Below are 18158 nucleotides of genomic sequence, written 5' to 3'. Positions count from 1 at the left end.
ATGGGGTCAGATAGGCGCCGAAGAACCCCATCCCCCTCCTAGCCTCCCCCTTGAAGGGGGAGGAACAAGACCCTACGGAACAAACCCTCACGTATTTGATTGCCAGCCTGATGAGCGGGCAGGGGAGTACATATGAAATTCGACAACAACACCTTCATCGTCACCGGCGGTGCCTCCGGCCTCGGCGAAGCCACCGTGCGTGCCTTCCACGCCCAGGGCGCCAAGGTCGTGATCGCCGATCTCAACGTCGAGCAAGGCGAAAAGCTCGCCGCCGAGCTCGGTAGCCGCGCCGTCTTCTGCCGCACCAACGTCGCCGACGAGGCCGATGCCAAGGCGGCGGTCGACACCGCGCTGAGCCGCTTCGGCGGCCTGCAGGGGCTGGTGAACTGCGCTGGTGTCGGCACCGCCGGCAAGGTGCTGCCCAAGGATGGCGTGATGCCGCTGGGCGACTTCGCGCGCTGCATCCAGATCAACCTGATCGGCACCTTCAACATGATCCGGCTGGCGTCGGAAGCCATGAGCAAGGGCGAGCCGCAGGCCGACGGCGAGCGCGGCGTCATCATCAACACCGCCTCGGTCGCCGCCTACGACGGCCAGATCGGCCAGGCGGCGTACTCGGCGTCGAAGGGCGGCATCGTCTCGATGACGCTGCCGATCGCGCGCGAGCTGGCGCGCTTCGGCATCCGCGTGATGACCATCGCCCCCGGCCTCTTCATCACCCCGATGATGCGCGGCCTGCCGCCGGAAGTGCAGAAGTCGCTCGGCGAGGCCACGCCCTTCCCGCAGCGCCTCGGCGAACCGGACGAATTCGCCAAGCTCGCCGTCAGCATCGTCGACAACGTCATGCTCAACGGCGAAACCATCCGCCTCGACGGCGCCGTGCGCCTCGCGCCCCGCTAACCCACACACGACACGACCATGGCCCGCAGCAACATCTACCGCATGCGCATCGCCTTCTCCGATTGCGACCCGGCGGAAATCGTCTTCTTCGCCAACTACTTCAAGTGGTTCGACACCGCCAGCCGCGAGTTCTTCACCGCATGCGGCGTGCCCAGCTGGCGCGACACCAAGGCCCAGCGCGGCATCATCGGCACGCCGCTGGTGGACGTGCAGGGCAAGTTCATGAATTCCGCCACCTACGGCGAGGACATCGAGATCGAGTCCTCGGTGGAGACCTGGAACAACAAGAGCTTCGTGATGCGCCACGTCGCCCGCCGCGGTGACACGGTGTTGTGTGAGGGGCGGGAGGTGCGGGTGTTCGCCATCCAGGACCCGGAGAACCCGCTGCGCATCAAGGCGGTGCCGATTCCGGAGGATATTCGGGCAGCGTGTGAGTAGGGGAGTTTGCTCCCTCCCCTTCGAGGGGGTGAGGACGGGGTTTCGGCGAGCACTGCTCGCCGCCGGCCGAACGACGGTGCCTCCTGGCACCGGCTACCGGGTTGGGGTGGGGATGGGGTTGGCGCGGCGCTAACTCCAAACCCATCTCCCTCCTAGCCAGTAGTCTCGGCTTCGCCTCGCCGCTCCGCCGGCGGCAAGCAGTGCTTGCCGAAACCCCGGCTACGCCCCCCTTGAAAGGGGAGGGACAAACCCTGCAGCGCTCACGCACCTCCGCGACAAGACAGCCCAAGCACCACCTGAATACCCAAAAAAGCACCACAAGGAGACTCCCACCATGTTCGACTACACCGCCCCCCTGCGGGACATGCAGTTCATCCTGACGGAGCTCGCCGGGCTTGACGCAGTCGGCGCGTTGCCCGGCTGCGAGGAAGCCTCGCCCGATCTGGTCGCCGCCATCCTCGAAGAAGCCGGCAAGTTCGCCGCCGGTGTGCTGGCGCCGATCAACCGTCAGGGCGACGAGCAGGGGTGCCGGCTGGAAGACGGCAAGGTGATTGCGCCGGACGGCTGGCAGGAGGCCTACACCCAGTTCAGCGAATCCGGCTGGATCGGGCTGTCGCTGCCCACCGAGTTCGGCGGCCAGGGTTTGCCCAAGCTGGTGTCCACGCCGGTGTGGGAGATGTGGTTCTCCACCAACATGGCCTTCACCATGCTGCCGCAGTTGAACGTCGGCCAGGCCGAGGCGCTGCTGATCGCTGCCACCGAGGAGCAGAAGCAGACCTGGCTGCACAAGGTGGTGAGCGGCGAGTGGGGCAGCACGATGAACCTCACCGAACCGCAGGCCGGCTCCGACCTCGCCGCCACCCGCGCGCGCGCCGAACCCGCGGCCGACGGCAGCTATCGCCTGTTCGGCCAGAAGATCTTCATCTCCTACGGCGAACACGAACTCACCCCCAACATCGTGCATCTGGTGCTGGCCCGCCTGCCGGACGCACCGGCCGGGGTGAAGGGGCTGTCGCTGTTCATCGTGCCCAAGTACCTGGTGAATGCCGACGGCAGCCTGGGCGACAGGAACGATGTGCGCTGCATCTCCATCGAGCACAAGATGGGCATCCACGGCAGCCCCACCTGCACCATGAGTTACGGCGACAACGGCGGGGCGGTCGGCTACCTGGTGGGGCAGCCCAACCGCGGGCTCGAGACCATGTTCATCATGATGAACGAGGCCCGCTTCGGCGTCGGCGTGCAGGGCGCCGGCCTGGCCGAGCGCGCCTACCAGTTCGCCCTCGGTTATGCCCGCGACCGGGTGCAGGGCCGCGACGCGGTGACCGGCGAGGCCGGCAAGCCGATCATCCACCACCCCGACGTCAAGCGCATGCTGCTGGGCATGCGCGCGCGGGTGATGGCGATGCGCGCGCTGCTGTACACCGCCGCCGGCTGGTTCGACTTCGCCCACCACAGCCCGGACAAGGCGGTGGCCGACAAGTACAAGCGCTTTGTGGACCTGCTGATGCCGGTGGCCAAGGGCTGGTGCACCGAGCTCGGCAACGACGTCTGCGACGAGGCCATCCAGGTCTTCGGCGGCATGGGCTTCGTAGAGGAGACCGGCATCGCCCAGTTCTTCCGCGACGCCCGCATCATCACCATCTACGAAGGCACCACCGGCATCCAGGCCAACGACCTGATCGGCCGCAAGATCCTGCGCGAGAACGGCGCCACCTTGCGCGAGCTGATCGCCGATCTGAGCGCCACCGTGCTGGCGCTGCGCGAGGATGACCAACTGGCCGACATCGCCGATGCCTTCGCCGAGACCATCGACGCGCTCGAAACCGCCGCCGACTGGGTGCTCGCCAACGGCAAGGACCGGCTGGCCGACGTGCTGGCGGGCGCGGTGCCCTTCCTCTACCTGCTCGGCACCGTGGTCGGCGGCTGGCAGCTGGCGCGCGCCGCGCAGGCGGCGCGCCGCCGCATCGTGGCGGGCGAAGGCGACGCCGCCTATCACGCCAGCCTGATCGAACTCGCCCGCTTCTACCTGGCGACGGTCGGCCCGCAGGCGGCGGCCAACGCCGCCACCGTGTGCGAGGCGGGCGGGGCGTTGATCCGTTTCGACGACAGCGCCTTCTGATGGACGTCCTGGAACCCGGCCTGCAGACCGCGCACTTCGCCTCGCTGGCCGAACTCGCCGCGGCGGTAGGGCACGAGGTCGCGGTCGGCCGCTGGCTGACGCTGGATCAGCCTTGCATCGCCGGTTTCGCCGACGTTACCGGCGACCACCAGTGGATTCATGTGGATGTCGAGCGGGCAAAGACCGAATCGCCCTTCGGCGGCACCATCGCCCACGGCTTCCTGGTGATCTCCGCCGCCGCGGCATCGATGCTGGAGGCGGTCAGGGTCGACGGTGCCGGCATGGCGATGATCTACGGTCTCGACCGGGTGCGCTTCGTGTCGCCGACGCCGGCCGGCGGCCGGGTGCGGGCGCGGATCGCGCTCAAGCAATGGACGCCGCGCCCCGACGGCGGCCAGGCCGACTGGGCGGTGACGGTGGAAGGCGAGGGCGGGGACAAGCCGGCCGCGGTGTTCGACCTGATCGTCCGCTACCTGACCGACAAGACAGACTGAAACGAGAAGAGAACGATGAAGATCCTGGTGCCTGTGAAGCGCGTGGTCGACTACAACGTGAAGGTCCGTGTGAAGGCGGACGGCAGCGGTGTCGACCTGGCCAATGTGAAGATGAGCATGAACCCGTTCGACGAGATCGCGGTTGAAGAAGCGGTGCGTCTGAAGGAAGCGGGCGTGGCCACCGAGGTGGTCGCGGTGAGCTGCGGCGTGGCGGCCTGCCAGGAGACGCTGCGCGCAGCGATGGCGATCGGCGCGGACCGCGGCATCCTGGTGGAAACGGACGTCGAACTGCAGCCGCTCGCGGTGGCGAAACTGCTCAAGGCCTTGTGCGACAAGGAAGCGCCGACGCTGGTGATCTGCGGCAAGCAGGCGATCGACGACGACGCCAACCAGACCGGCCAGATGCTGGCTGCCTTGAAGGGCTGGCCGCAGGCGACCTTCGCTTCGAAGCTCACGCTCGCCGACGGCAAAGCGACGGTGACCCGCGAAATCGACGGCGGTCTCGAAACCGTGGCGATCAGCTTGCCGGCGGTGGTGACCACCGACCTGCGCCTGAACGAGCCGCGCTACGCGACGCTCCCCAACATCATGAAGGCGAAGAAGAAGCCGCTCGACACGGTGAAGCCGGCCGACCTGGGCGTCGATGTCGCGCCGCGGTTGACCACGCTGAAAGTGAGCGAGCCGCCCAAGCGCAGCGCCGGGGTGCGGGTGGCCGATGTGGCCCAGCTGGTCGACAAACTCAAGAACGAAGCGAAGGTGCTCTGATGGCCATACTCGTACTCGCCGAACACGACAACCAAACGATCAAGGCCGCCACGCTCAACACGGTGACGGCTGCCGCCAAGATTGGCGGAATGTTGGCAACCGAGATCCACGTGCTGGTCGCCGGCAGCAACTGCGCCGCCGCGGCCGAAGCCGCAGCCAAGCTCGCCGGCGTGGCCAAGGTGCTGGTGGCCGACGCCCCGCAGCTGGACGCCCAGCTTGCCGAGAACGTGTCGACGCTGCTGAAGAACCTCGCCAGCGACTACAGCCACGTGCTGGCCCCGGCCACCTCGGCCGGCAAGAACACGCTGCCGCGCGTGGCTGCGCTGCTCGACGTCGCGCAGATCAGCGACATCGTCGGCATCGAATCCCCAGACACCTTCGTGCGCCCGATCTACGCCGGCAACGCGCTGGCCACCGTCAAGAGCGCCGATGCGCTCAAGGTCATCACCGTGCGCACCACCGCCTTCGAAGCCGCAGCGGCGGAAGGCGGCGCGGCCGCGATCGAAGCGGTCGCCACCGCCGCCGATGCGGGCCAATCGAGCCTGGTCGGCCGCGAGATCACCAAGAGCGCGCGTCCCGAACTCGGCGCCGCGAAGATCATCGTCTCCGGCGGCCGCGGCCTGGGCAGCGGCGAGAACTACACCAGGCTGCTCGAACCGCTCGCCGACAAGCTCGGCGCCGCGCTCGGCGCTTCCCGCGCCGCGGTCGATGCGGGCTACGTCCCCAACGACTACCAGGTCGGCCAGACCGGCAAGATCGTCGCGCCGCAGCTCTACATCGCGGTCGGCATCTCGGGTGCCATCCAGCACCTGGCCGGCATGAAGGAATCCAAGGTGATCGTGGCGATCAACAAGGACCCGGAGGCGCCCATCTTCCAGGTAGCGGATTACGGCCTGGTGGGCGATCTGTTCGAGGTGGTGCCGGAACTGACCGGCGCGCTCTGAGCGGCCCTGCCGCACGCTTCCCCCGGCGGGCGAGTCTCCTCTTTCTCTTGCGCCTGCTGGTTCCATGCCCACCCGACTGCCTTGTACATCGGGTGGGCATTTTTTTCGTCGTACCGACATAGATCCGAAAACCCTATGGAAAGTACGGGTTCGGGGTAGGCGAGTGCGGCGTTTTGGTCCAAAGTACGCGCCTTCCCGTCATCTTGTGCGCAGCCGCAATGTCCGCCGTCGTTCCAGTCAGCCAACTTGCCGAGCACCTGCAGGCCACGCCGGCCTCCGCCCTGGTGGTCGTATCCTTCTGTGCCGCCTGGTGCGGCACCTGCCGCGAGTTCCGCCCCCTGCTAGATGCGCTCGCCGCCGAGCGGCCGCAGACGGTGTTTGCCTGGGCGGACATCGAGGACGATGCCGATCTCGCCGGCGATGTGGACGTCGAGAACTTCCCGACGCTGGCCATCTTCCGCGACGGTGAAGCGCTTTATTACGGCGTGACCCTGCCGCAGGCGCATGTCGTGGTGCAACTGCTGCGTGCGAGCGAAGGCGCGCGCGCACCGCTGGCCGAGATTCCCGAGGAGGTGCAGGCCTTCGCCGACGAGGTGCTGCGCGCGGGCTGATTTCCGCGTGCCGCCGTGCGCGCATCGCGCCCATCGATGCCGCGCCCTGTGCCGGCGCATCTCGCATATGCTTGCGGCCTGAACCCGCCTCCCTGACGACCCGCTTGGCGAACGCATGCCGGCGGTTATTCCTGGCTCCCGTGGAATATGAATCCTGAAATGCTCGGCGTCTTCGGGCTGCTGGCGCTGTGCGTCGGCTGCTTCATCGCCAACCGTCCGCGCATGGACGTGGTGGCGCTCGCCGCCTTGCTGGCGCTGGTGCTCGGCGGCACGCTGACCGTGGACGAGGCGCTGGCCGGCTTCAGCGAGCCCAGCGTGATCCTGATCGCTGCCTTCTTCGTCATCGGTGAGGGGCTGGTGCGCACCGGTGTGGCCTACCGGGTGGGCGACTGGCTGGTGGCGCGTGCCGGCAGCAGCGAAACCCGCCTGCTCGTCCTGTTGATGCTGGCGGTGGCCGGCCTCGGTTCGGTGATGAGTTCGACCGGCGTGGTTGCCATCTTCATCCCGGTCGCGGTAAGCATCGCCGCGCGCATCGGGTCTGCGCCGCGACGGCTGATGATGCCGCTGGCTTTCGCCGCGCTGATGAGCGGCATGCTCACCCTGGTCGGCACGCCGCCCAATCTGGTGGTGAATGCCGAGCTGCACCGCTACGGCCATGCCGGCTTCGGCTTCTTCGATTTCACCCCGGCCGGGCTGACCATCCTCGCGCTCGGCATCGCTTACATGCTGGTGGCGCGGCACTGGCTGGGCGGCAGGCCCGAGGTGCAGCCGGAGGCGAAGCGCCGCCGGCGGCGGTTGCGCGAGCTGGCCGAGGAATACAGCCTCTTCAACCGCACCCGCCGCATGATGGTGGCCAGCGGCTCGCCGATGATAGGCCACACCCTGGGCGAACTGCAGCTGCGTGCGCACTACGGCGCCAACATCGTCGCCATCGAGCGTCAGCGCCAGTTCGGCCGGGTGATGCTGACCACTGCCGCCAACCGCGAAATCTGCGCCGGCGACGTCATGCTGATCGACTTTGCCCACGGCGAGGAGGGCATCGCGCGCTTTGCCGGCGAGATGAAGCTGCAGGACCGCGCTTTCCGCGACGACTACTTTTCCGATCTCTCGCGCGAACTTGGCCTGGCCGAAGTGCTGATCCCGCCCGACTCCACCTTGATCGGCAAGTCCATCCTCGAACTGCGCATGCGCTCGCAGCGCGGCATCAACGTCATGGGTCTGCGCCGCCACGGCCACCCGCTGGTGGAGGATCTGCTGCACGAGAAGCTGAAGATGGGCGACACCCTGCTGATTGCCGGCACCTGGAAGTCGATCCGCCTGCTGCACACTCAGGCACACGACTTCCTGGTGCTGACCTTGCCGGCCGAGATGGACGAGGCGGCGCCGGCCGCGCGTCGCGTGCCGCACGCGCTGGCCTGCCTGGCGATCACCGTCGTGCTGATGATAGGCGGCGTGGTGCCCAACGTGATCGCGGCGCTGATCGGCTGCCTGCTGATGGGCGCCTTGCGCTGCATCGACATGGACAGCGCCTACCGCAGCATCCACTGGCAGAGCCTCATCCTCATCGTCGGCATGCTGCCCTTCGCCACCGCGCTGCAGAAGACCGGCGGCATCGACTACCTGGTGGGCGGGCTGCTCTCGCTCACCGGCGAGGCCTCGCCGCGCGGGGTGATGGCGGCGCTGTTCGCGCTCACGGCGGTGGTCGGGCTCTTCATCTCCAATACCGCCACCGCGGTGCTGATGGCGCCGATAGGCATCGGCCTGGCCAGCCAGCTCGGCGTGTCGCCCTATCCCTTCGCCATGACGGTGGCGCTGGCGGCCTCGGCCGCCTTCATGACGCCGGTGTCCTCGCCGGTGAATACCCTGGTGCTCGGGCCGGGCAACTACCGCTTCGGCGATTTCGTCCGCCTCGGCGTGCCCTTCACCGTGGTGGTGATGCTGGTCTGCGTCGGCTTGCTGCCGGTGCTGTTTCCGTTCTGAGGCAGGGAGGGCAGTAGAAACCGAGGTGCCGGCGCGACGAGCCTGAATTTATAATGCGAATTGTTCGCATTATAATATCGGCCGATATACGGTCCGGGCCAGCGGTCCCCCACCGCGTTTCAATCCGGCACATCCTCCCCATGCATCACTTCCCCTCGACGAAGTTCCCCCGGTTTTCCGGGCGCCTGCGCCCGCTGGCACTTCACATCGCCTTGCTGTCGGCGGCGATGCCGCAGGCTGCCACGGTGTGCGCCCAGCAGCGCGAGGACGCGGACGCTCGGCAACTGCAGGCGGTAACGATCACCGGCGTGCGCGCCGACGGTTTGAAGCCGGAGACGGTGGAAGCGGGCACCTTCCGCGGCGCCGACATCATGGACGTGCCCTCCACCGTCAATGTGGTGACGCGCGAGGCGCTGGAGCTGCAGGCCGTCAGCGGCTTGTACGACGCGCTGCGCAACACCGCCGGCGTCACCCGCCAGCAGAACGGTGGCGAAACCTGGGACCAGCTGGTGATCCGCGGCATCGGTGTGGAGAACCGTACCAACTACCGCATCAACGGCTCGCTGCCCTACCTCAACTTCTCCCAGGTGGCGATGGAGAACAAGGAGCGGGTGGAAGTGCTGAAGGGTGCCTCGGCCTTGTATTACGGTTTCACCTCGCCGGCGGGGGTGGTCAACCTGGTGACCGAGCGCGCCACTGCCGAGCCGGTGACCTCGCTGGGCCTGGTGGTCGATTCACACGGTACCGTGCTGGGCAGCGCCGACGTCGGCCGCCGCTTCGGCGACGAGCAGCAGTACGGCCTGCGGGTCAATGCGGCGGGCGGTTCGCTCGGTTCCTATCTCGACGGCGTGGACAACGGCGAGCGCCGCTTCTTCTCTACTGCCTTCGACTGGCGGGTGAACGACAGCCTGACGATCAAGGCTGACGTCGAGTACGACCGGCGCGAAGTCACCGAGCAGGCCGGGGTGCAGCTGCCGACCGCGGTCAACGGCGTCATCACCCTGCCGCACTCAGTGGATCCGACCGAACTGGTGGGGCCCGACTGGTCCACCTTCCGCGCCGAGAGCACGCACGCCTTGCTGCGCGCCGACTACGCGCTGTCCGACAACTGGGCGCTGACGCTGGAGGCCGGCCACGCCGAGGTGGAACGCAAGCGCCAGCTCGCCATCTTCCGCTTCACCAACGCCGCCGCGGTGGCGACCGGTGCCGGCAACATCCGCGGCAATTCGCAGGAGATGACGCTGGTGTCCGACATGGCCCGCGCCGAACTGTTCGGCAGCTTCGACACCGGCTTCCTGCGCCACGAGCTGACCGTCGGCGCCAGCTACACCAGCAAGGACCAGGAACCGATCTACCAGCAGAACTACAGCGTCGCCTCGCAGAACCTCTACCACCCGCGCGACATTTCCGGCAGCGTTACCTGGAGCGCGATGCCGACATCGCCGACAACCGCCGCCTACGAGACCCGCGACGTCGGCTACTACGCTATCGACCGCATCACCCTGAGCCCGCAATGGCAGCTTATCGGCGGCCTGCGCCATGCCCGCTACGACAGTAATCAGGGCGGGGTTTCGTACAGCCCGAACGAGACCACGCCGCTGGCAGCGGTGGTCTATCGGCCGCTACCCGAGGTTTCGGTTTACGCCTCCTACTCGGAAGGGCTGGAAGAAGGCGAGACCGCACCCACCGGCACTGCCAACGTCGGTACCCGGATGTCGCCGGGGGTGAGCAAGCAGAAGGAGCTGGGGGCGCGCTGGCAGGCGCCTTTCGGCACCCTGGTGTCGGCGGCGCTGTTCGACATCGAGCGCCCGGGCTATTACACCAATGCCGACAACATCTACACCGCCGACGGCGAACAGCACTACCGCGGCGTGGAAATCGCCGCCCAGGGCCGGCTCACCCGCCGGCTCGGCTGGCAAGCCTCGGCGCTGTGGCTGGACCCGGAGTTCCGCGACATAGGCCCGGCCTACGACGGCAAGCTGCCCGAGAACGCCGCCCGCCGCACCGGCAGCCTGTTCCTCAGCTACGACGTCGCCGCGGTGCCCGGCCTGTCGGTGAATGCCGGCGCGTACTACACCGGCCGCCGCCCGGTGAACGACCTCAACCAGGCCTGGCTGGACGAGGTCACCCTGTACGGGGCCGGGGTGCGCTACGCCAGCACCGTGTTCGGCAAACGGACGGTGTGGCAGCTCAACGTCGAGAACCTGGCCGACAAGGAATACTGGGCCGCCGGCGGCACCCGGCTGGCGGCAGGCGCGCCGCGCACGGTCAAGGCCGCGCTGAAGATCGATCTGTAAGCTGGCCGTCGGCGCGCGGCATATCAGAGATCCAGCACCAGCAGCGGCGATTTCGCACGCGAACAGCAGGGCAGGAACTGGTCGTTGGCGGCCTGCTCTTCGGGCGTGAGGTAGGCGTCGCGATGGTCCGGCGTACCTGCGAGCACGCGGGTGAGGCAGGTGCCGCACACGCCTTGCTCGCAGGAGGTCTGGATCTCCACGCCGGCGGCGGCGAGCGCCGCCACCACGCTCTGGCCGGGTGCCACGCCGACGCGCCGGCCAGAGCTGGCGACCTGGACCTCGAAGGCGGTGTCGTGTTCGGCGCCGGGCAGGTCGGCGGCGAAGAATTCGTAATGCAGTTGCGCTTCCGGCCAGCCCTTGGCGCGGGCGCCGTCCAGCACCGCGTTCATGAAGCCCTTGGGCCCACAGACGTAAAGATGCACGCCGTCTTCCGGTTGGCCGACCGCCGCATCGAGGTCGAAGCGCTGCCCGGCGGCGCCGTCGTCGTGGTGGAAGCTCACCCGGTCGGCGAAGGATGAGCCAGCAATGCGCTGGCGGAAGGCGGTGCGGTCGGGCGAGCGGGTGCAGTAGTGCATGTCGAATCCGGCGCCGATCGCGGCCAGGCGTTCGGCCATGCACAGGATGGGCGTCACGCCGATGCCGCCGGCCAGCAGCAGGCTGCGGCGGGCTTCGTGGGCGAGCGGAAAATGGTTCTTCGGCGGGCTGATCTGCAGCAGGTCGCCTTCGTGCACCGTGTCGTGCATCGCCTGCGACCCGCCGCGCGAGGCCGGGTCGCGCAGCACGCCGATCAGATAGCGATGGGATTCGCCCGGATCGTTGCACAGCGAGTATTGACGAGTGATGCCGTTCGGCAGATGCACGTCGATATGGGCGCCGGCGGCGAAGGGCGGGAGCGGTGCGCCGCTCGCCTCGACCAGTTCGAAGGTGGCGATGTCGGTCGCCTCCATTGCCTTGCGGGCGACGCGGACGCTGAGGGTGGCTGGATTCATGGTCGTGTTTGCCGGCCGCGGCAGGGGTACCGCGGGCCGGTTCTCCGTTACGGTTGCCGGGTCAGGCGAGGGCGGTGGCCGGGCTGCCGGCGCGTTCGGCGGCGATATGCCGGTCGATGACGCGCCGCGCCTGGACGCCGCCGGCGTCGATGTTGAGCTTGAGCAGGCCGCGTTCCGGCCATTGCAGCAGATTGGCCTGCTGGCGCTCGAGCATTTCCAGGTCTTCGGCGAAGATCCTGCCCTGGCCTTCGCGGATGGTGGCGGTGAGTTCGGCATCGTCCGGCCGGAAGTTGCGCGCCATGCCCCAGAAGTACCAGATCGAGGTCTCGCTCTCCGGCGTGATGTAGTCCACCACGATGCTCGACGCCTTGAATTCCGCCGGTGCGTCGTAGCCGCCCTTGCCCGCGAGTGCCACGCCGACCTCGATCATGACGTGGCTGGGCGGGGTGAAGCGGCAGATCTGCCAGCGGTCCACCGGCTGATCGTCGGGCAGGCCGTTGGCGCGCAGCGCCGCCTGCCAGAACGGCGGCGGGATGATGCCGTTCATGAAGCGGCTGGTGATCACCGTGTCGCCCTCGCTGCGGGTGTTGCAGGGCGTCTCGTCGATCTCCTTCTGGCCGATGCTGGTGGAATGGACGTAGGTCTCGTGGGTGAGGTCCATCAGGTTGTCTATCATCAGCCGGTAGTCGCAGCGGATGTGATAAAGGCCGCCGCCATAGGCCCAGGCCGGGTTGTCCGCCCAGAAGGGCTGGTGGATGCCGGCGGGGTCGGCCAGCTCGGCGTCGCCTGGCCACACCCAGACGAAACCGTGGCGTTCCACCACCGGGTAGCTGCGCACCGGCGGAAAACCGCGCACGCGCTGGCCGGGCATGGCCACGGTCTTGCCGTCGCAGCCCATCTCCAGGCCGTGGTAGCCGCACACCAGCCGGCCTTCCACCACGCGGCCGAGCGACAGCGGTGCGCCGCGGTGCGGGCACCAGTCTTCCACCGCGGCCACGCGGCCGGCTTCGCCGCGGTAGAACACGATGGGCTCGCCGCATATCCTGCGGCCGAGCGGCTTGTCGTCGATTTCGTCGGGGGTGCAGGCGACGTACCAGGCGTTTTTCGGGAACATGTCGGGTCTCTCCTCCTCGTGCGCGGGTGCGCGTGTCAGTCCTTGGTGTATTTGCCGACCAGGTTGCGGGCCTCGGTGTAGAGCCGCTGGCCGTCGGCCACTTCCTTGATCCACTCTTCGGTGACCGGGCGGGTAGCGGCTTCCCACTTCTTCATCTCGTCCGGGGCGAGCGCATAGACGGTGTTGCCGCGCGCCACCGTCATCTCGCGCGCGGCGGCGTCGGCGGGCGTGAACGCGGCGGAGATCCAGGCCGAGGTCTCGCGGCCGCTGTTGGCGTCGATCACCTTCTTCAGGTCGGCCGGCAGGCTGTCGTAGCGCTTCTGGTTCATCACGAAGATCATCGTGGACGACAGCATCGTGCGCGGGCCGTCGGCCTCGACGTGGAAGCGGGTGAGTTCGTGCGTCTTGGTCGGCGGCACCACTTCCCACGGCACCAGCGCGCCGTTGATGACGCCCTTGGACAGGCTTTCGGGCATCTGCGGCACCGGCATGCCGACCGGGGTGACGCCGAGCGCGGCCAGCATCTTGTTGCCCAGGCGGGACGGCGCGCGCACCTTGAGGCCCTTGAGATCGTCGAGCGACTTCACCGGCTTGTCGCGGAAGTGGAAGACGTAGGGGCCGGTCACCCAGGTGGCGATCGGCTTGACGCCGGCGAACTCGCTCATCGCGTTCTTCTCGACGAAGTCCCACAGCGCGCGCGACGAGGCTTCGCGGCCGGAGGTGAAGAAGGGCAGCTCGAATACCTCGGACAGCGGGAAGCGGCCCGGCGTCCAGCCCGGCAGCGTCCACGTGATGTCGGCCACGCCGTCGCGCGCCTGCTGCAGCAGCTGGGCCGGGGCGCCACCGAGTGACATCGCCGGGTAGATCTGGCATTTCATGCGGCCGGCCGATTCCGCCTCGATGCGCTCGCACCAGGGCACGATGAAGCGGGTGTGGGCGGCGGCAGTCGGCGGCAGCGAGTGCGCCAGCTTGAGCACGACCGGCTCCTGCTGGGCGAAGGCCGGGCCGGCGGCGAACGCCAGCGCCGCGAGCAATGCGCGGGACGGTTGCATGGGATGTCTCCTCTGTTCTCTCTGGATGGGGACCGGCTTTGCGCCGCCGGCAGGGCGTTAACCTTGGCGGATCAGGCGACCGCCGGGAATCAGGTCCATGACGCGCGGATTGGCCAGCGAGGCCTGCAGGTTGCGGTGGGCGATGCGGGCGTGCTCGCGCATCAGCGCTTCGGCGCGCGCGCCTTCGCGGCCGGCGATGGCCTCGATGACGGCGCGATGCTGGGCATTGGCGATCAGCAGGGTGCGCAGCGCATCGGGCGCGGCGGCCTGGACGCGGATGAAGCCGTTGGGCGAGGCGAAGGGCAGGGCATTGCCGCGCGCTACCTGGCGCTGCACCACCTCGCTGCGACAGGCGCCGGCCAGCAGTTCGTGGAAGCGGGCGTTGGCATCGACGTAACGCTCGAAGCGCGCCTCGTCGAGATCGCCGGCATCGAGCACGTCGTCGATGCGCGCAACGCAGTCCGACATCGCCCGCAGTTCGCCATCGGGCACGCCGCGCTCGGCGGCGAGGCGGGCGGCCAGCCCTTCGAGCGTGCCGCGGATCTCGATGGCGTCGCGGATCTCGTCCACCGAGAAGGCGCGCACGCGGAAGCCGCCGGAAGGAATGGGCTCGAGCAGGCCTTCTTCCTGCAGGCGGACCAGCGCGGCGCGGATCGGTGTGCGCGAGATGCCGGTGATTTCGGCGACCACTGGTTCGGAAACGCGCTCGCCGGCGGGGAGTTCGCCGTCGAGGATCATTTCGCGCAGGCGCAGTTGCGCCCGGACCGTTTGCGAGGCCGAACCGTCGTGGGTGTCGGTAGCGGGGGTATGCATGGTGTCTCCTCGGCGAGGCGCCCGAAGGCGGCCCGGTTTGCCCCCTGTTGCCGCATGCGCGAAACGCGCAGAGGGTGGGGGATCTGCTGTGTGTATACAACTATGATCGTAAAACAGGAAAATTGAGATGTAAACGCAAAATTTTCATCATGATGTATACAGACTGCTCCGCCATCGCCCGCTGGACAGTCGTAAACGAATGCGCCCGCCGGAAGGCGGGCGCGAAAGCTCGAAGTGCCGGCGGCGCCTGGCGCGCCGCGGGTGAGGTTCAGTAACCGACGGTGAAGCGCTTGCGGCTGTGCGCCGGCTTTTCCAGCTCATCGATCATCGCCACGGCGTAGTCCTGCAGCGAGATGTGGCTCTTTCCGGCGGCATCGACCAGCAGCTGGTCGCCGCCGAGGCGGAACTTGCCGGTGCGCTCGCCGGGTTCCAGGTAGGCCGAGGGGCTGAGGAAGCTCCAGTCGAGATGGGTCTCGGTGCGCAGGATGTTGAGCGCCTCGCGCGCGCCGGCGGCGGTTTCCTTCCATTGCGCCGGGAATTCCGGGGTGTCGAGCAGCTGCACGCCGGGGGCCACTTCCAGGCTGGCGGCGCCGCCCACCACCAGCAGGCGCGGCACGGCGGCTTCCTTGGTGGCATCGATGATGGAGCGGATGCCCTGCACGTAGTAGTTGTAGACCTCGGTCTGGGCGTGGCCGCTGAAGGCGCTGATCACCGCCTCGTGGCCGCGCAACTGGGTGACCAGGGTGGCGGTGTCGAGCACGTCGGTCTTCAGCGCGGCGAGATTGGGGTTGGCGGCGAGCTTTTCCGGGTGGCCGACCAGGGCGGTGACCTGGTGGCCGCGGGCCAGCGCTTCTGCGAGCAGGGCGGAACCGACATAGCCGCTGGCGCCGATGATGACGATCTTCATGGTGTGACCTCTTGCAGTGATGTATTGGTGTGACAGCATCATCGCAAGATCGATTGTTACGATAAACGGCGATAGATGGAACTTACTGTTATCTGAAGAAAGCCAGTGTTTGCATCCATCGACGTCCAGCGGGAACTGCGGGCCGGTCAGCGCGGGGCGTAGCGCCGGGCCAGCCAGTGGTCGAGCGAGATCGCACCGGGGCCGCGGGCGATCAGCACCAGCAGCACCGTCGCCCACACGCCGTGGGTCGGGTAGGCGTCCGGATAGACGAAGAGCTGGATGGTCAGGGTCATCACCAGCAGCGCCAGCGCGGAGAAGCGCGTCGCCAGCCCGAGCAGGATGAGGGCGGGGAACACATGCTCGGCGACGGCCGCCATCGGCGCGGCGAGTTCGGGCGGCAGCAGCGGCAGGCGATATTCGCTGCGGAACAGTTCGATGGCCGAATCCGACAGCCTCGGCCAGCCGAACCCGGCCTCGCCGGAGACGATGTCGAGCACGAAGCCCTCGATCTTCGTCTGGCCCGATTTCCAGAAGATCGCGGCGACGGAGAAGCGCCCCAGCAGTGCGATCAGCGTATCCGGAATGCGCGACAGCAGCGCGATGCCGCCGAGTATCAGTCCGGCGATGGGCGATGCCGGCGCGGCATGGCTGCCTGGGGCGGGCGTGTTCATGGCTGTCTCCTCGTGGGTGTCAGCGCCGTGATGGCGGATTTCTGCAGCAGCAGGCCGAGAACGCCTGCCAGGTCGAAGCCGGTGTCGGCTGCCGTCGCCGCTGTTGCCGCCTCGCCGAGCGGGCCGCCGGCCTGCAGCACTGCGATGAAACTGGCCGCCGCCGGCGCGATGCGCATGACTTCGACATCGATTCCGTTACGCAGGATCAGCGCCGTTTCCGCGGTGTCGGGCGCCACCGCCGACAGTTCGAGCAGGCCCTGGTGGGCGGCCCACAGGGAGACCACGGCCGAAGCCGAGGCCAGCACGTGCAGTGAGGGATGCAAGCGCAGGCCCAGCGCCGGCAGCGCCGCTTCGTCGGCCAGTGCGGCGGCCAGCTCGGCGGCGCCCAGCGGCTGCGCGTCGGCGGCGTGGCAGGCGAGCACCCGTAAATATTCGAGTCGGGCGACATCGGCCAGGTAGGGCAGTCCGGCGGCGGGCGGAAAGCCGTCGATGAAATCGGCAAAGCCGGCGCCGTAGAAGGCCAGGACGGGCGATCGCGGCGGATGGGCATAGGCGTAGATGCGCGCCATGGCACGGAAGAATTCCTCGCCGACAAGTTCCTGCGTCACCGGGAAGCTATCGGCCAGGGCATCGATCAGCGAGATGGCGACGTTGTTGCGATACACCCGGAAGCGTCGTGCCGGATCGGAACCGTTCCAGACCGTCAGTCCATCGGGGCAGGGCCGGCCGGGGTCGAGCAGGGCGGCGGCGACGTCGTCCAGCGGATTCATCATGCGTACTCCGCGCGCTCGGCGCCGACCGCCTGCAGCAGTGTTTCGGCCCGCCGTGCTTCGGCGAGCAGGACGGGGAATGCGGGGATGTCGTGGTCGCGCTCGATCAGCGTCGGGACCGCCCCGGTGCGATGCAGGGCCGAACGGTACAGCGCCCACACCGCCTGGGCGACCGGCGCGCCGTGGCTGTCGATCAGCAGCACCTCGCCGGCGGCAGCCGCATCGGCATCGCGGTCGAATCCGGCAAGGTGGATCTGCGCCGTCGCGGCCAGCGGCAAGGTGTCGATGAAGGTCGCCGGATCGCGGCCGTGGTTGATGCACGATACGTAGGCGTTGTTCACGTCGAGCAGCAGCCCGCAGCCGGTACGCCTGACGACCTCGCTGATGAATTCGCCTTCCGTCATCGTGGAGGCGGCGAATTCGACATAGGTCGCCGGATTTTCCAGCAGCATGCGGCGGCGCAGGCGTTCGTGCACGCGGTCGATGTGATCGCAGACGCGCTGCAGGCTGGCGGCATCGTAAGGGGCCGGCAGCAGGTCGTTGAGAAAGACCTCGCCGTGGCTGGACCAGGCGAGGTGTTCGGAGAACAGCAGGGGCTCGTAGCGCGCGACCAGCGCAGCGAGCCTGTCCAGGTGATCCTCGTCGAGCGCATCCTGGCCGCCGATGGACAGTCCGACGCCGTGGATGGACAAGGGGTAGCGGCTGCGGATCCGCGTCAGGTAGTGATGGAAAGGCCCGCCGTCCACCATGTAATTCTCGGCGTGGATCTCGAAAAAGCCGAGTTCGGGCAGGGTGTCGAGGATGGTGCGAAAGTGCTCGGGCTTGAGGCCCAGGCCGCTGCGCGGCGGGGCGGCGCGCAGCGCGGGAATGCCTGCGTCCGCCGGCGGAAAGTTGCATGTCGTCATGGCAGGCACTCCGTTACGCTTCAGCAGATCACATCTTCTTTGCCTTGAATTCCATCAGCTGCCCATGGCCGGTCGGCGAGGTGGACGAGGCCATCTTCTCGCAGCTGCCTTTCGGGACCAGCGACCAGGCGTTGCCCTGATGGTCGACCTTCGACGTACCGGCGCAGCTGGTGCCGGCACCGGCCTTGCAGTCGTTCTTGCCCTTGAGGGCGACGCCGTAGCATTTTTCCTTGTCGGCCATCGTGTCCTGGGCAAGCGCAGGGGCGGCGGCGATGGACACGGCGGCGCCGAAGGCCAGGGCGAGGGAAGCGGCGGTAAGCGATTTGCTCATGATGTATCTCCCGGGTGAGGGTGCGTGGATCGGATCGGACAGCCGGCAACACCGG

The 18158-nt window shown here is 67.9% G+C and carries 18 protein-coding genes; 9 read left to right on the top strand and 9 right to left on the bottom strand.

The window, feature by feature from the left end; translation table 11 throughout:
- The first annotated feature begins 132 nt into the window (after positions 1 to 132).
- The 9 genes from CJ010_RS15780 (at position 133) to CJ010_RS15740 (ending at position 10551) form a co-directional block, all read left to right on the top strand.
- Positions 133 to 900, top strand: a complete 768-nt coding sequence (locus CJ010_RS15780) for a 3-hydroxyacyl-CoA dehydrogenase (RefSeq protein ID WP_141018921.1) — start codon at positions 133 to 135, stop codon at positions 898 to 900.
- An 18-nt stretch (positions 901 to 918) separates the two neighbouring features.
- Positions 919 to 1338, top strand: coding sequence for a thioesterase family protein (locus CJ010_RS15775; RefSeq protein WP_141018920.1), 420 nt, complete (start codon positions 919 to 921; stop codon positions 1336 to 1338).
- 334 nt (positions 1339 to 1672) lie between these two features.
- The gene (locus tag CJ010_RS15770) at positions 1673 to 3460 is read left to right on the top strand and encodes an acyl-CoA dehydrogenase (RefSeq protein WP_141018919.1); all 1788 of its coding nucleotides are present in this window, start codon (positions 1673 to 1675) and stop codon (positions 3458 to 3460) included.
- Positions 3460 to 3954, top strand: coding sequence for a MaoC family dehydratase (locus CJ010_RS15765; protein WP_141018918.1), 495 nt, complete (start codon positions 3460 to 3462; stop codon positions 3952 to 3954). The genes CJ010_RS15770 and CJ010_RS15765 overlap by 1 nt, the downstream gene beginning before the upstream one ends.
- 15 nt (positions 3955 to 3969) lie before the next feature.
- Entirely contained in the window at positions 3970 to 4719 is a 750-nt protein-coding gene (locus CJ010_RS15760; protein ID WP_141018229.1) for an electron transfer flavoprotein subunit beta/FixA family protein, read from the top strand.
- Positions 4719 to 5663, top strand: coding sequence for an electron transfer flavoprotein subunit alpha/FixB family protein (locus CJ010_RS15755; protein WP_141018917.1), 945 nt, complete (start codon positions 4719 to 4721; stop codon positions 5661 to 5663). Before CJ010_RS15760 ends, CJ010_RS15755 begins: the two co-directional genes overlap by 1 nt.
- A 218-nt stretch (positions 5664 to 5881) precedes the next feature.
- The gene (locus tag CJ010_RS15750; protein ID WP_141018916.1) at positions 5882 to 6274 is read left to right on the top strand and encodes a thioredoxin family protein; all 393 of its coding nucleotides are present in this window, start codon (positions 5882 to 5884) and stop codon (positions 6272 to 6274) included.
- A gap of 147 nt (positions 6275 to 6421) precedes the next feature.
- Entirely contained in the window at positions 6422 to 8254 is a 1833-nt protein-coding gene (locus CJ010_RS15745) for an SLC13 family permease (protein ID WP_141018915.1), read from the top strand.
- 140 nt (positions 8255 to 8394) lie between these two features.
- Positions 8395 to 10551, top strand: a complete 2157-nt coding sequence (locus tag CJ010_RS15740) for a TonB-dependent siderophore receptor (RefSeq protein ID WP_240794381.1) — start codon at positions 8395 to 8397, stop codon at positions 10549 to 10551.
- 23 nt (positions 10552 to 10574) lie between these two features.
- Here the strand turns inward: CJ010_RS15740 and CJ010_RS15735 are convergent, their stop codons facing one another.
- From CJ010_RS15735 to CJ010_RS15695, 9 genes are all read right to left on the bottom strand, one after another.
- Positions 10575 to 11540: a PDR/VanB family oxidoreductase gene (locus CJ010_RS15735; RefSeq protein WP_141018914.1), complete on the bottom strand. Its 966-nt coding sequence runs from the start codon at positions 11538 to 11540 to the stop codon at positions 10575 to 10577.
- A 61-nt stretch (positions 11541 to 11601) separates the two neighbouring features.
- Positions 11602 to 12654, bottom strand: a complete 1053-nt coding sequence (locus CJ010_RS15730) for an aromatic ring-hydroxylating dioxygenase subunit alpha (RefSeq protein WP_141018913.1) — start codon at positions 12652 to 12654, stop codon at positions 11602 to 11604.
- Between the two features lie 35 nt (positions 12655 to 12689).
- The gene (locus CJ010_RS15725) at positions 12690 to 13706 is read right to left on the bottom strand and encodes a TRAP transporter substrate-binding protein (protein ID WP_141018912.1); all 1017 of its coding nucleotides are present in this window, start codon (positions 13704 to 13706) and stop codon (positions 12690 to 12692) included.
- 57 nt (positions 13707 to 13763) lie between these two features.
- Positions 13764 to 14519, bottom strand: coding sequence for a GntR family transcriptional regulator (locus CJ010_RS15720; RefSeq protein ID WP_141018911.1), 756 nt, complete (start codon positions 14517 to 14519; stop codon positions 13764 to 13766).
- Between the two features lie 268 nt (positions 14520 to 14787).
- Positions 14788 to 15426: an NAD(P)-dependent oxidoreductase gene (locus CJ010_RS15715; protein ID WP_141018910.1), complete on the bottom strand. Its 639-nt coding sequence runs from the start codon at positions 15424 to 15426 to the stop codon at positions 14788 to 14790.
- Positions 15427 to 15572: 146 nt separating this feature from the next.
- Positions 15573 to 16097, bottom strand: coding sequence for a DoxX family protein (locus tag CJ010_RS15710; RefSeq protein WP_141018909.1), 525 nt, complete (start codon positions 16095 to 16097; stop codon positions 15573 to 15575).
- Complete coding sequence (locus CJ010_RS15705; protein WP_205754797.1) at positions 16094 to 16870, bottom strand: DUF2063 domain-containing protein; 777 nt, start codon at positions 16868 to 16870, stop codon at positions 16094 to 16096. The genes CJ010_RS15710 and CJ010_RS15705 overlap by 4 nt, the downstream gene beginning before the upstream one ends.
- On the bottom strand, positions 16867 to 17772 hold the full coding sequence (locus CJ010_RS15700; RefSeq protein WP_141018908.1) for a DUF692 domain-containing protein: 906 nt from the start codon (positions 17770 to 17772) through the stop codon (positions 16867 to 16869). The genes CJ010_RS15705 and CJ010_RS15700 overlap by 4 nt, the downstream gene beginning before the upstream one ends.
- Before the next feature lie 28 nt (positions 17773 to 17800).
- Positions 17801 to 18103: a DUF2282 domain-containing protein gene (locus CJ010_RS15695; protein WP_141018907.1), complete on the bottom strand. Its 303-nt coding sequence runs from the start codon at positions 18101 to 18103 to the stop codon at positions 17801 to 17803.
- Between the last annotated feature and the right edge of the window lie 55 nt (positions 18104 to 18158).

This window comes from Azoarcus sp. DD4 (assembly GCF_006496635.1).
Taxonomy (GTDB): domain Bacteria; phylum Pseudomonadota; class Gammaproteobacteria; order Burkholderiales; family Rhodocyclaceae; genus Azoarcus.
Note: the sequence above shows the minus strand (reverse complement) of the source record. Positions and strands in the feature narration are given on the sequence as shown.

Coding starts and splice junctions, on each gene's coding strand:
- CJ010_RS15780 (WP_141018921.1), top strand. CDS start 133: ATGAAATTCGACAACAACACCTTCATCGTCACCGGCGGTGCCTCCGGC.
- CJ010_RS15775 (WP_141018920.1), top strand. CDS start 919: ATGGCCCGCAGCAACATCTACCGCATGCGCATCGCCTTCTCCGATTGC.
- CJ010_RS15770 (WP_141018919.1), top strand. CDS start 1,673: ATGTTCGACTACACCGCCCCCCTGCGGGACATGCAGTTCATCCTGACG.
- CJ010_RS15765 (WP_141018918.1), top strand. CDS start 3,460: ATGGACGTCCTGGAACCCGGCCTGCAGACCGCGCACTTCGCCTCGCTG.
- CJ010_RS15760 (WP_141018229.1), top strand. CDS start 3,970: ATGAAGATCCTGGTGCCTGTGAAGCGCGTGGTCGACTACAACGTGAAG.
- CJ010_RS15755 (WP_141018917.1), top strand. CDS start 4,719: ATGGCCATACTCGTACTCGCCGAACACGACAACCAAACGATCAAGGCC.
- CJ010_RS15750 (WP_141018916.1), top strand. CDS start 5,882: ATGTCCGCCGTCGTTCCAGTCAGCCAACTTGCCGAGCACCTGCAGGCC.
- CJ010_RS15745 (WP_141018915.1), top strand. CDS start 6,422: ATGAATCCTGAAATGCTCGGCGTCTTCGGGCTGCTGGCGCTGTGCGTC.
- CJ010_RS15740 (WP_240794381.1), top strand. CDS start 8,395: ATGCATCACTTCCCCTCGACGAAGTTCCCCCGGTTTTCCGGGCGCCTG.
- CJ010_RS15735 (WP_141018914.1), bottom strand. CDS start 11,540: ATGAATCCAGCCACCCTCAGCGTCCGCGTCGCCCGCAAGGCAATGGAG.
- CJ010_RS15730 (WP_141018913.1), bottom strand. CDS start 12,654: ATGTTCCCGAAAAACGCCTGGTACGTCGCCTGCACCCCCGACGAAATC.
- CJ010_RS15725 (WP_141018912.1), bottom strand. CDS start 13,706: ATGCAACCGTCCCGCGCATTGCTCGCGGCGCTGGCGTTCGCCGCCGGC.
- CJ010_RS15720 (WP_141018911.1), bottom strand. CDS start 14,519: ATGCATACCCCCGCTACCGACACCCACGACGGTTCGGCCTCGCAAACG.
- CJ010_RS15715 (WP_141018910.1), bottom strand. CDS start 15,426: ATGAAGATCGTCATCATCGGCGCCAGCGGCTATGTCGGTTCCGCCCTG.
- CJ010_RS15710 (WP_141018909.1), bottom strand. CDS start 16,097: ATGAACACGCCCGCCCCAGGCAGCCATGCCGCGCCGGCATCGCCCATC.
- CJ010_RS15705 (WP_205754797.1), bottom strand. CDS start 16,870: ATGATGAATCCGCTGGACGACGTCGCCGCCGCCCTGCTCGACCCCGGC.
- CJ010_RS15700 (WP_141018908.1), bottom strand. CDS start 17,772: ATGACGACATGCAACTTTCCGCCGGCGGACGCAGGCATTCCCGCGCTG.
- CJ010_RS15695 (WP_141018907.1), bottom strand. CDS start 18,103: ATGAGCAAATCGCTTACCGCCGCTTCCCTCGCCCTGGCCTTCGGCGCC.